Origin of the sequence: Nocardiopsis sp. CNS-639 (genome assembly GCF_000381685.1) — a bacterium.
GTDB classification, from domain to species: Bacteria; Actinomycetota; Actinomycetes; order Streptosporangiales; family Streptosporangiaceae; genus Nocardiopsis; species Nocardiopsis dassonvillei.
The window spans coordinates 79,055-91,000 of record NZ_KB906861.1 but is presented as its reverse complement, the minus strand read 5'-3'; the positions used below and the strand labels follow the sequence as shown (position 1 = coordinate 91,000).

General features: G+C 74.8%; 10 protein-coding genes. 4 read left to right on the top strand and 6 right to left on the bottom strand.

The features are described from left to right. Positions 1-50 precede the first annotated feature (50 nt). A complete protein-coding gene (locus G011_RS0114350; protein ID WP_019609084.1) occupies positions 51-881 on the top strand; it encodes a hypothetical protein in 831 nt (276 codons plus the stop codon). Positions 882-1,034: 153 nt separating this feature from the next. Continuing rightward, positions 1,035-1,823, top strand: coding sequence for a hypothetical protein (locus tag G011_RS0114345; RefSeq protein WP_019609083.1), 789 nt, complete (start codon positions 1,035-1,037; stop codon positions 1,821-1,823). Positions 1,824-2,073: 250 nt separating this feature from the next. Here G011_RS0114345 and G011_RS0114340 read toward each other — a convergent pair whose 3' ends face one another. Beyond that, a complete protein-coding gene (locus G011_RS0114340) occupies positions 2,074-2,283 on the bottom strand; it encodes a dodecin (protein ID WP_019609082.1) in 210 nt (69 codons plus the stop codon). A gap of 545 nt (positions 2,284-2,828) precedes the next feature. Here G011_RS0114340 and G011_RS0114335 point away from each other — a divergent pair. After that, positions 2,829-3,038 carry a hypothetical protein gene (locus G011_RS0114335; RefSeq protein ID WP_013152454.1) on the top strand — a complete coding sequence of 70 codons (210 nt, stop codon included), beginning with the start codon at positions 2,829-2,831 and terminating at the stop codon, positions 3,036-3,038. A gap of 118 nt (positions 3,039-3,156) precedes the next feature. On the opposite strand, the gene G011_RS0114330 is transcribed toward G011_RS0114335, so the two are convergent. The 5 genes from G011_RS0114330 to moaA form a co-directional block, all read right to left on the bottom strand. Continuing rightward, positions 3,157-6,801 carry a hypothetical protein gene (locus G011_RS0114330; protein WP_231391478.1) on the bottom strand — a complete coding sequence of 1,215 codons (3,645 nt, stop codon included), beginning with the start codon at positions 6,799-6,801 and terminating at the stop codon, positions 3,157-3,159. A gap of 327 nt (positions 6,802-7,128) precedes the next feature. Further along, positions 7,129-7,746, bottom strand: coding sequence for a molybdenum cofactor guanylyltransferase (locus G011_RS0114325; RefSeq protein ID WP_019609080.1), 618 nt, complete (start codon positions 7,744-7,746; stop codon positions 7,129-7,131). Between the two features lie 34 nt (positions 7,747-7,780). After that, a complete protein-coding gene (locus tag G011_RS0114320) occupies positions 7,781-8,218 on the bottom strand; it encodes a hypothetical protein (RefSeq protein WP_013152451.1) in 438 nt (145 codons plus the stop codon). Positions 8,219-8,309: 91 nt separating this feature from the next. Next, positions 8,310-9,497, bottom strand: a complete 1,188-nt coding sequence (locus tag G011_RS0114315) for an RtcB family protein (protein ID WP_019609079.1) — start codon at positions 9,495-9,497, stop codon at positions 8,310-8,312. Between the two features lie 169 nt (positions 9,498-9,666). Further along, positions 9,667-10,674, bottom strand: coding sequence for a GTP 3',8-cyclase MoaA (gene moaA / locus G011_RS0114310; RefSeq protein WP_019609078.1), 1,008 nt, complete (start codon positions 10,672-10,674; stop codon positions 9,667-9,669). A 320-nt stretch (positions 10,675-10,994) separates the two neighbouring features. On the opposite strand from moaA, the gene G011_RS0114305 reads away from it, so the two are divergent. After that, positions 10,995-11,831 carry an alpha/beta hydrolase gene (locus G011_RS0114305; RefSeq protein ID WP_019609077.1) on the top strand — a complete coding sequence of 279 codons (837 nt, stop codon included), beginning with the start codon at positions 10,995-10,997 and terminating at the stop codon, positions 11,829-11,831. The last annotated feature ends 115 nt before the right edge of the window (positions 11,832-11,946 follow it).

The following is an 11,946-nucleotide window of genomic DNA, read 5'->3' as shown; positions in this document are numbered from 1 at the left end:
GAAGAACGCGGACCGTTGCGGGCCGCTCACCGCCGTGTGACCCTGACGCGGTGACCCCCGCGCAGATCTGGACCCTCGTCGCGTTGGGCGCCTTCCACGGCCTGCACCCGGGCATGGGCTGGCTGCTGGCCGTGAGCCGCGGCCTCCAGGAGGGCGGTCGCGCGGAAGTGCTGCGGTCGCTGCCCGCCATCGCCGCCGGGCACGCCGCGAGCGTGGCGGTGGCGGCCGTGGCCATCACCGCCACCGGCTCGGTCACCGCGTCGGTGCTCTTTCCGGTGGCGGGCGGCACACTGATCGTTCTGGTGGGGCTGGTGATGCTGCTGTCACGCCGGCACTTCCACTGGCGCGAGGTGCGGCTGCCGCTGTGGCAGCTGTCGGCGTGGTCGTTCCTGATGTCGTCGGCGCACGGCGCGGGGCTGATGGTGATGCCGGTGCTGGCGGGCCGACTCGCGCACACGCACTCCGGCGGGCACGGCGGGCACGGCGCCCCTGCGGAGGGGGCCGCGGCGGCGGAGGACGCGGCCCCGGACGGCGGGGCGGGGGAACCGGCTCGGGCGGGCGGAGACGGCGGAGGAGAGGGTCCGGCAGCTGGCGGCGGGGCGGAGGGCCCGGCGGCGGAGACTGCCGGAGGCACTGGCGCGGAGGCGGCGGGCGGGGCGGTGGCCGAGGGGGCCTGGACCCTCTGGGACGCGACCCTGGTCGGCCTGGCCGCGACCGGCGTGCACACACTGGCGATGCTGGGCGCGGCGGGGGTCGCGGCGCTGCTCGCGCACGACTTCCTGGGGGTGCACGCGCTGCGCTGGCGCGGTGTGACCATGGACCGGATCTGGGCGCTGACACTGGTCCTGGGCGGGCTGTTCGTCCTGTGGTCGATCCGGTGACCCGCGACGACGGCCTCCGGGGACGGTAGAGCCGCCCCGACGGGGGAAAAATGTCCGCGGTGCCGGAAACCCGGGGGTCCTCCCGGGAGTTGTCTCTCTGAAAACGCGCCGGCGGTGAGGGCACCGCCCGGCACGAACACGGAGGAGCGGGGCATGACACACAGCAGCTCGCGGCCCGAACGCCGGTGGACCGGCGTGCTCATGGCCGTGGCCGTTCTGTTGGTGCTGGCCGTCGTCGCCGTCGTGAGCGCGCGCTGGGTGGCGCGCAACACCGACCTGTTCCCCGCCTCGACGCCCTGGGGGCCGGAGTGCTCGGTGTGGACGGGTGAGGTGCACGTCCGCCTGGACCGGGACCAGGCCCGGCGGGCGACCACCGCGGCCGCCGTCGCCGTGCAGGGCGACAGCGCCCCGATCGGGGCGCCCGACACCAGCGACATCCCCGAGGCGGTGATGACGCTGCTGGAGGAGGGCCCGGAGGAGGACGCCGGACCCTCGCTGACCTGCCGTTCCACCAAGAACCCGGACCTGGAGGTACAGGAGGGGCTGGAGCCCTCGGGCCTGAAGCCGCGCGCCCAGCACCTGCTGGAGGGCATGGAGGCGCACTTCTCCGGCCTGAGCCTGGGCGGCTACGAGCCGGGCGGCTTCGACACCGGCCACGGCGACGACTCGGCGCACTACGACGGCCGCGCGATCGACGTCTTCTACCGGCCGGTCAACGAGGACAACCGCCGCGCGGGCTGGGTGATGGCGCACTGGCTGATCGCGCACGCCCCGGACTACGAGATCGACGTGATCATCTTCGACGACCGGATCTGGAGCACGAGCTTCCCGTCGCTGGGGTGGCGCGACTACGAGGCCGACCCCGACAACGAGATCCTGCGCCACCTGGACCACGTGCACGTGGACGTGCAGCGCGGGCAGGAGGCCCCCGAGGGCGGGTGAGGCGACCGGGCCCGGCCTCCCCCGGCCACGGGTCGCACGCGACGGCGCGGGCGGGAGGCCGCGCACGGGCGCACGGAGCGACGGCAGCCGGAAGGCCGCGGCGGGCGCCGGGGGGCAGCCGGGGCCACGACGGGGCGCGCGGGCACGGGAGCGGTCGCGGGGACAGACGACCGGGGGGACCGCCGCGGGCACGAGGGGTGAGGCGGTCGCGGTCACGGCGGACACGGGCCGTGACCGCGGCCGCCCGTCCTCATTCCTCCAGGCGGAAGCCCACCTTGAGGCCGACCTGGAAGTGGGCGACGTCGCCCTCCTCGATGTGGCCGCGTATCTCGGTGACCTCGAACCAGTCGAGGCCGCGCAGCGTGGCCGCGGCACGGTCGATGCCGTTGCGGATGGCCTGGTCGATCCCCTGCGGCGAGGTTCCGACGATCTCCGTGACGCGGTAGGTGTTGTGGGACATGTGGGACCCCCTGCGTGGTCGATTCTCGGCCGCGCGGAGCGCGACCCCCCGCTTCCTGCCTCCCCCCAATCCCCCGGAACCACACGGAGCCCTCCCGGCGCACCCGCCTCGCGCCGATGCGGAGGGGCCGAGCGCTTTGCCGTTGGCGGGGGCTTCCGGGGAACGCTGTTGGGGCCGGCTTGACCCGTGATCGCACCCCGCGTACCAGGTGATATGAGTGAAATGCCAGGTAGTTGACGATATGGGACTTAAGACCCTGTATCGGCGGGACTCTCCCGAAACAACGTCGTAACTGACTCTTGACGTACACCGGGGGGCATCGGTGTACATTGGGTCCTAGCGCTTCGGTCCCCCGTCGGAGCGCGGGAGCGGTGTTCCGAGCCCCCGTTGGAGCACCGCCTGCGACGCCGGGTGGTTTGCCCCCGTAACCACCCGGCGTCGCCTTGTGTCCGGCCCCGGGCCGCCCGTGCGGGCGGCCGGAGGCGAAGACCCGAACGTGCCCGTGGCTTGACCATGGAGGCAGTTTCCCGGCTTGGGGGTCAGCATTGGGTAAACCGGCGGAGACGCAGTGCTCGCGGCGCGGATGCCGCGCCGAGGCGACGTGGGCGCTGGTGTGGAACAACCCCAAGCTGCACACCCCCGACCGGCGCAAGGTGTGGACGGCCTGCGACGAGCACCGCGAGTACCTGTCCTCCTTCCTGGACATGCGGGGGTTCCTGCGCGAGACCGTCCCCATGGACGAGTTCGAGGGCTGATCGGTCGGCGGGACCCGCCATCGCGCCCTCCGGGTACCGGGGTCGGCGCGGGACTCCGCGGCGGGGCGCCCCTCCCGGGCGGGGCGGCCGCGGACCGCGTCCGCCCGGGAGGACTCCGCTACACCACCATCCGCCAGGCCGCGTCGCGCACCCTCCCGTGGCCGAGGTCGCCCGCGCGGGAGAGCAGCCGCGGCCAGGGCCCGGCCCAGCCGTTCTCGGCGCCCGCCCGCTCCACCAGGCGCAGTCCCAGGAGGGCCGCCGTCTCCCCCGGCGCGCCCAGTGTCGCCGAGGCCGCGGCGAACAGGCGGCGCACCACCTCCTCCCGCGTCCGCGGTTCGACCTCCGACGCGCCGTAGGAGGGCTGGATCGGCATCAGGAGCCGGTCCAGCTCCCACTGGCCGACAGTCCCCCGTGCCAGCAGGTGGGCACCGGCCAGGAGCAGGTCCACGAGCCGCCGCGCCCGGGGAGCGCCGCCCCGGTCGTCGCACTCGATCGCGATCCTGCGCTGGACGAGGAGGAGCGCCTCGGGAGCGTACTCCCTCCGGATTCCGAGCATGCCGAGCACAGCGTCCGCCTGCTCCTCCAGCACGGGATCCCGGTCCCCGTCCTGCGACATCCGGCGTTGGAGGAGCCCGACCAGCCTCTTCACCCTGCGGTGGGCGGAGTCCTCCGCCTCCCGGCCGGGCCCGCGTGCGGGCACCCCGTGTCCGGGTCCGGGAACGGCCGTCAGGAGCCGGGCCAGCATCCCGCTGATCCGGTCGGTCCCGCGTCCGTCCAGGAGCAGCTGTTCGAAGGCGCGGATCGCCCGCTCGCCGTCCCGGTCCATGTCGCACACGGCCTCGGCCAGCGCGTCCGGGTCGTGGTCGGTCCAGGGCGCCCAGCGGCTGGTCCAGCCGGGGAACCGCCAGTGGTCGCGGGAGGGCTCCGGCAGCGAGGCCACCACCCGGGCGGCACCCTTCCTCCGCGACGGCGGACAGGTCGACGGGGAGACCCGCAACACGGCGAACTGGATCTCCACCGGCGTGAACCCGGGCGCGCCTCGGATCAGGGCGGGCAGCGCGGCGGGGTGGTCCAGGGCGCGCATGAGCGCGCCCGCCACGGCCGCGCGCACGTCCCGGTGCGGTCCGTCGCCGGTGTCCAGGACACGGGCGAGGTGCTCGATCCCGCCGGGCGGGCGGTGGTGCTCCAACAGCCGGGCGGCCGTCTTGCGGACGGTGACCTTGGCCGGACCGTCCAGGACACGGCACAGCGCCGGACCGAGGCGGGAGGGGGCGACACCCGTCGCGCAGCGCGACATCGCCGGACCGGCGGCCCGGGACTGGGGGCCGTCGGCGTGCGCCAGGACCAGGCCCAGGGCGCGTTCGGGCTCGTCGCAGCGGCCGAGGGCACTCAGGGCGGCCTCGCGCAGGACCGTGTCGGGACCGTCGAGGTAGGGGGACAGCCGGTCGGCCGCGCCGGGCAGCGCACCCAGACCCCGCAGGGCGCGCTCGCGGTCGTCGATCGCCTGGGAGGGGTCGGCGGCGATCCCCGCCAGGTGGTCGGCGGCCCGGGCCCGTAGTGTCTGCGGCCACTCCCGGACCGTCCGCCGGTCGAGGTCGGGCACCCAGGCGCCCGCGCCGGGGGCGGGGCCCTCCCCGCCGGTGACGAAGGCGGTGTGGAGCGCGGAGGGCTCGGCGTGGCGGACGAGGAGGCTCCACACCCGGGGAACTCGGGCCGTTGAGGGGTCGGCGTCGAACAGCGCCCGTGCGTCGGCGCGGGCGCCGGGGCCGGTCAGGTACAGCCGCGCCGCCTCGCGCGCGGTGGCCTCGGCCTCCGCGGTGGTGGGGACGCCGGTGTACCGGAGGCCGTAGGGACCGGTGGCGCCCCCGGCTCCAGGGGGAGCCGCGACACCCCCGATACCAGAAGGGCCTACGGTGCCCCCGGTTCCGGTGGGACCCACGGCACCCCCGATACCAGAAGGGCCCGCGGTGCCCCCGGTCCCACTGGGAACCACGGCACCCCCGAGGCCGGAAGGGCCCGTGGTGTCCGTGGAATCCGTGGCGGACGCGTCGTGGCCGAGGGCGGCCGCCAGGTGCTCGCGCAGTTCCGGAACGCCGTGCACGCGGCGGCCGAGTTCGCGGGCCAGGGCGACGGCGGGACCGAAGTCGCCCCGGGCGCGGGCGTCGTCGAGCGCCGGGGCCAGACGCCGGTACAGTTCCCGCTCCAGTCCCCGGGGCAGCACCTGGTCCAGGGCGGGGTCCAGGTCGATCCGGGAGGCCCGGCGGCCCGGCGCGCTCCACCACGGGGGGCGCGAGCGCGGACGGCCCCGCTCGCCCAGCCCCCGCGCGCCGAAGCGCGCGACCAGGCCGGTGTAGGCCTCCAGCGCCCAGTCCGTCGCCTCCGCTTCCTGCCTGGTCAGAGGGTGGCGTAGCAGGGCGGCGGCTAGGTCGCGCAGGGCCCGGCGGGTGTCGGCCGAGGTGTCGCGCGAGCCCAGGGTGTCGGTGAGCACGCGGTGCAGGGCGGGCAGGGGCGCCCGCGCGAGCAGCGCGGGGGCGACCCGCGAGAGGGCGCACAGCAGGGAGCGGCGGACCGGGTCGCGTTCGGCCCGGGAGCGCTCGGCCCGCTCGGTGAGCACGCGGGCCAGCAGGTCCGGGTCGCCGGTGCGGGCGGTGGCCTCCACCAGCCGGGCCAGGCCGCGCGCACGGCGGTCGGGGTCTCCGGCCGAGGCGGCCTCCTCCAGCGGTCCGGTCGCCTCCCCGTAGGGCAGGTGGGCGATCGCGTCCAGGTCCTGGTCGGGGTCGCCGTAGCGGGCGCTGCGGCTCTGGAAGGCGGTGATCTCCGCCAGTGCGCGGCGGGCCTCGGCCTCGGCGCGGTCTCGGGGAAGCAGGTCGAGGTAGGGCAGCAGGAGCAGCGCCCCGCGGCCGTCCCCGCGCCGGGCGATCCGGTCCAGGTGGGCGGTGCGCACGGGCAGGGGCATGGCCCGCAGGACGGGCAGGACCTGCGCGGGGGCGTGCCTGGCGTACCTGAGCAGGCCGCGGATGTCACGGGTGCCGTTGGGACCGGCGGGATAGCGGGTGGAGTAGTGGCGTTCGTCGCCGTCGCGGTGGAGCAGTCGGTGGGTGTGGGGTGCGAGGAGGGCGAGGTAGCGGCGTTTCTCGCCGAGTTCCCCGAGCAGGGCGGCGAGTTCGGCCGGTCGGACGGGGTCGAGCGCCTGGAGGGCGCGCCTCAGGTCGGTGAAGCGCTCGAACGTCCAGCCGCCCCGGGGGTGCGTCTCCCGGAGCAGGGCCAGGAGGACGTCGGGGTGGCGCCGGGCCAGCCGCCGCCAGGAGCGCACCGCGTGGCGGAGGCCGGGCAGGTCTTCGGCGACCCGTTCGGGTGAGCACGCGGGCAGGAGGGCGGCGGCTTCGGCGTCGCCGTACTCCGCGCGCACGCGGGACAGGAGGGAGTCGGCGAGGCTGGTGCGCCGTGCGTGGTACAGGGTGCGGTAGAGGGCCCGGCGCAGACCGGTGGGCGCGTCGTCCAGAACGGGCGGCACGGCCTCGTCGGGCAGGGAGGGCTCGCGAAGGGCGCGCAGTGCGGCCCGGCGGAGTTCGGGGTCGGGTCCGGCCAGATGCAGGGCCAGGGTGCCGGTATCGTGCGCGGCCGCGGCCATGTGCACGGCGAGGCGTCCGTGACCGGCGGTTTCGAGCTGCCGGAGGATCCCGGTGAGGTGGGGTGTGCCCGCGTGGTCGCGGGCGTGCAGCGCCAAGGCGCGCATGCGCCCGGAGACGGAGCGGTCCTCCACGGAGCGGAGGAGTGAGGTGGCCGACCCGTACGTCGGCGCGGTGGGGCTCAACGGCCCGGGCGGGATCCGCCCTTCCTGATCGTCATGGCGCACATCATGGACCACCGCGACGAGCCCGCGCAACCCCGGGGCGGCGCCCAGCCGGTCGGCGTGGCTCCGGCCGGAGACGCCCAACCGTCCACGACCCCCGACCGGTCGGCGCCGATCCACCGGTCAGCGGTTCCCGGTACCGGCGAGCCTCAGCCGGTCGGCGGCTTTCCTCCCGTTGGCGGCTCCCACCGTCGGCGAACCCCAGCTGGTCAGCGGCTCCCGACCCGTCGGAAGCGCTCAGCCCGCCTGCGGCCCCCAGCCGGTCGGCGGCTCCAGGATCCGGCGGGCGCGGTCGAGGTCGTCGGGGGTGTCGCAGTCGGCCACGGCCAGGTCGTCGGCCAGGGCCACCGCGCGGGGGGTGAGGGGACCGAGCAGCCCGTACAGGGAGCGCCCCCGGTAGTCGGCGAGGGCGGCGCGCACGGCCCCGGTGCGCCACACGCCGGTGAGCCACTGCTCGCGTCCGGTCGAGTCCGCGAACACCGCGCCCGCGCCGTCGGCGTCCTGGTCGGCGGCGGCGAGCAGGACGGCCAGGTGTCCGGGCTCCAGGTGGGGCAGGTCGGCGGCCAGCAGCGCGAACCGGGGCGTGCGCACGTGCGGCAGTCCGGCGCGCAGCGCGGGCACGGGGCCGGAGCCGGGCGGGTCCTCGCGGACGTAGAGCGCGCGCGGGCTCTCGCGGGGCGGACCGACCACGATCACCCGTCCCCCGTCCCTCGTCCCGGCGTTGTGGGCGCGGACGGCGTCGGTGACCCGCTCCAGCAGGGTGCGTCCGGCCACGGACAACCCGGGCTTGTCGGCGCCGCCCATGCGGCGGGCCGCGCCCCCGGCGAGGACGACGGCGTCCAGGGTCTCGTTCATGGTTCCAGCATGGCCCACGGCGTCGGCGGCGCGCTCACCCCTCCGTCTCGGCGAGCCCGTCCATCACGTCGTCCAGGACGGTCCGGCGGTGGTCCATCGACATCAGCCGCAGCTCCTTGAGCGCGGGCACGGTGTCCACGCTGGTGCCCTCCGATCCCCGCACCGTGCACACCCGCATGCAGTGCTGGGTGGGCTGGCGCCAGAAGTCGCGCTCCTCGACGGGGGCGATGCGGTACACCGTGGCCGGGTACGTGACCGGCCTGCTCGGGGAGTACCAGTGCTGGGTGCGGGACAGCACGAACCCGGTGAGGAGCGAGTCGAACACGCCGCCGGTGGCCAGGTCGGCCAGGGCCTCGCGGTCCCCCTCCCGGCGGCACTCGTCGCAGCCGTCCAGTTCCGCCCGCAGCAGCCAGCGGGCGCGGGCGTGGCTCACCTCGGAGTTCTTGAGTTTGCTCGGGTGTCGGTGTCCCATGCAGGGAAGGGTACGCCGCTCCCGGGGCGCCGTCCGTGCGGACGGAGCGCTCCGGAAGCGGACGCCTCGGGGGCCGGGCCCGCGCACCGCCTCAGCCCTTGACGCACACCACCTGGCGCAGGTGGGCGACCACCTCGACCAGGTCGGTCTGGGCCTCGATCACCGACTCCAGGTCCTTGTAGGCGGCGGGGATCTCGTCCACGACGCCCCGGTCCTTGCGGCACTCCACTCCCCTGGTCTGCTCGACCAGGTCGGCCTCGGTGAAGGTCTTACGGGCCTTGTTCCGGCTCATCCGCCGCCCCGCCCCGTGCGAGGCGGAGTTGAACGAGGCCGGGTTGCCCAGTCCGCGCACGATGTAGGTACCCGTCGCCATGGATCCCGGGATGATCCCGAGGTCGCCCTTACCGGCGCGGATGGCGCCCTTGCGGGTGACGAGCACGTCCACCCCGTCGTAGGTCTCCTCGGCCACGTAGTTGTGGTGGCAGGAGATCCACTGCTCGAAGCGGGTGCCCGGGACCTGCTCGGCCAGGGCGCGGCAGGCCAGGCCCATCATGACGTCGCGGTTGCGCCGCGCGTACTCCTGGGCCCAGAACAGGTCCCGGCGGTAGGCGTCCATCTCGGGCGTGCCGGTGACGAACACCGCCAGGTCCCGGTCAGGCAGGTCCTGGTTGTGCGGCAGCGCCTGGGCCCGCTCGATGTGGTGGGAGGCCAGCTCCTTGCCGATGTTGCGCGACCCGGAGTGCAGCACCAGCCACACGGCGCCGCCGTCGTCCAGGCACACCTCCAGGAAGTGGTTGCCGCCGCCGAGGGTGCCCATCTGGCGCAGGGCGCGCTCGCGGCGGGGGCGCACGGCGTCGGCCAGGGCGTCGAACCCGGCCCAGAAGCCGGACCAGTCGGCCTCGCGCAGGGTGGGGACGGCTGCGGGGTCGACCGGTTCGTCGTGGGCGTGGTAGCCGACCGGGATCACGGCCTCCAGGGCGGAGCGCAGCCGCCGGAGGTCGTCGGGCAGGCGCTCGGCGGTCAGGTCGGTGCGCACGGCGGTCATGCCGCAGCCGATGTCCACGCCGACGGCTGCGGGGCTGACCGCGTCGCGCATGGCGATGACCGATCCGACGGTGGCGCCCTTGCCGTAGTGCACGTCGGGCATGACGGCCAGTCCGTGCACCCACGGCAGGCGGGTGACGTTGCGCAGCTGCTCCATGGCCGCGGCCTCGACCTCGTCGGGCGCGGCCCACATGCGGATGGGGACGCGTTCCCCGGAAACCTCGGTGTAGGGCATGTTCAGGCCACCTCCCCTTCCCGGCACGGCCTGTGCGGTCGTTCGTACGGGGCGCGTACGCGGTCGCGCCCCTGGGACATCAAGCCAGAGCCGGTCTGAGGAGGCAACGGATTTTAGGGCGGGGCGGGCGCGGGGTCCGGGCGCACCGGTGGCGTGCCGCGGGCGGGACTCAGCCGCCGATGGCCGACATCGGCCGGGACGGCTGGAGGAAGCTGGGGTCGTTGATGCCGTGTCCGGGCAGCTTGGCGGACACCGCGGCGGTCCAGCTCCGGGCGATCTCCTCGTCGGTGGCGCCGCCCCGCAGCAGGGAGCGCAGGTCGGACTCCTCTCGGGCGAACAGGCAGTTGCGCACCTGTCCGTCGGCGGTGAGGCGGACGCGGTCGCAGGCGCCGCAGAAGGGCCGGGTGACCGATCCGATGACGCCGACGGTGGCCTGCTCCCCGTTGGGGAAGCGGGCTCCGCGCACGTGGAAGAGCTCGGCGGGGGCGCTGCCGCGCGTGTCGGCGTCGGCCGCGTCGAGCGTGAACTTGGTTTCGAGGGTGGCGAGGATCTCCTCGGCGGTGATCATGGTGTCGCGCCGCCAGCCGTGCTGGGCGTCCAGCGGCATCTGCTCGATGAACCGCAGCTCGTAGCCGTGCTCAATGCAGAAGCGCAGCAGGTCGGGGGCGTCGTCGTCGTTGACTCCGCGCATGAGCACCGCGTTGACCTTGACGGGGGTGAGCCCGGCCCGGGCGGCGCTCGCCAGGCCGTCGAGGACGTCGTTGAGCCTGCGGCGGCGGGCGAGGGTCTCGAACACGTCGGGGCGCAGGGTGTCGAGGGAGACGTTGACGCGGTCGAGCCCGGCCTCGGCGAGGGCGGGGGCCATGCGGGCCAGTCCGATGCCGTTGGTGGTCAGGGCGGTGTGGGGGCGGGGCTCCAGCGCGGTGGTTCCGGCGACGAGGCCGGGCAGGCCTCGTCGGAGCAGGGGTTCTCCGCCGGTGAAGCGCACCTCGGTGATGCCGAGGCGGGTGACACCGATGCGGATGAGGCGCAGGAGTTCGTCGTCGGTGAGCAGTTCCGGCTTGGGCAACCACTCCAACCCCTCCGGTGGCATGCAGTAGGTGCACCTGAGGTTGCAGCGATCGGTGAGCGAGACCCGCAGGTCGGTCGCCACTCGTCCGTAGGAGTCGGCCAGCACGGGCGTCACCCTCTCCAGTCCGGGTTGTCGGGCGGTCCGTGTACGGAGGTGTACCCGGCCCGCAGGGTACCCATAGATAAGCGTAGAAGATCCCTTTAAGCGGCGGGCAGTCCCGATCGTGCCATATGCCGTTTTTCGTGGGCCAACACGAGACACCGGTCGGCGTATCGGGTGATCCCACACCCCTTGGAGCCACGGGCCGCACGGTGCCGCCCCGCCCTGCTGCGCACCGGCCCCGCCGCGCCGTAGGGTGACCATCCGACGGTCGTACACGGCTTCGATCGTCGCAGACGAAGGCTCGGGCGAGGAGGCGGGACACGGTGATCACCACACGCGAGTGGGCCCTGGCGGGCGGACCGGACGGTTCTGGGAAGCTGGCGGCGCGGGCGTGGGCCCCGACCGAGGGCGAGCCGACCTGGCTCGCGGTGCTGGTGCACGGCTACGGCGAACACCTGGGCAGATACCACGCGGTGGCCGAGGACCTGGTCAGAGCGGGCGCGGTGGTCTACGGCGCCGACCACCGCGGGCACGGGGGCTCCTCCGGTGAGCGGGTGCTGATCGACGACTACGCGGGCGTGGTCGAGGACGTGCACCGGCTCGTCACCCAGGCGCGCACCGCCTACCGGACGCTGCCGCTCGTGCTCATCGGCCACTCCATGGGCGGGCTCATCGCCTCCCGCTACGCCCAGACCCACCCCGAGCGGCTGAGCGCCCTGGTGCTGTCCGGGCCGGTGCTGGGCCGGTGGGAGGCCCTGGAGCGGATCGCCGCCGCCGAGGAGATCCCCGACGCCCCCATCGACCCGTCCACGCTCTCGCGGGACCCGGCCGTGGGCGAGGCGTACGTGGCCGACGAGCTGGTCTGGCACGGACCCTTCAAACGCGCCACGGTGAACGCCATGCTCACCGAGATCGAGCGGGGTCTGGCCGCAGGGAGCGTGGGACCGCTGCCGCTGCTGTGGGTGCACGGCTCCGACGACCGGCTGGTACCGCTGGAGGGCACTCGGGTGGGCGTGATGGCGATCATGGGCGAGGACTTCACCGCGCGGGTCTTCCCCGGCGCCCAGCACGAGGTGTTCAACGAGACCAACCGCGACGAGGTGCTGGGTGAGGTGGTCCGCTTCGCCCAGCGCTTCGCCGTGCCCGCGGGCGGCGTCTGAGGGGCGTGCCGGAGCGGCGCCGACGTGTCCACAGGCGCGGATCCGGGGTGGTGCCGGGGCGGCCGGGCGTGGTGAGCTGTTGGCAAGGGGACCTCGGGCCTTCCCCTCCCTTCGG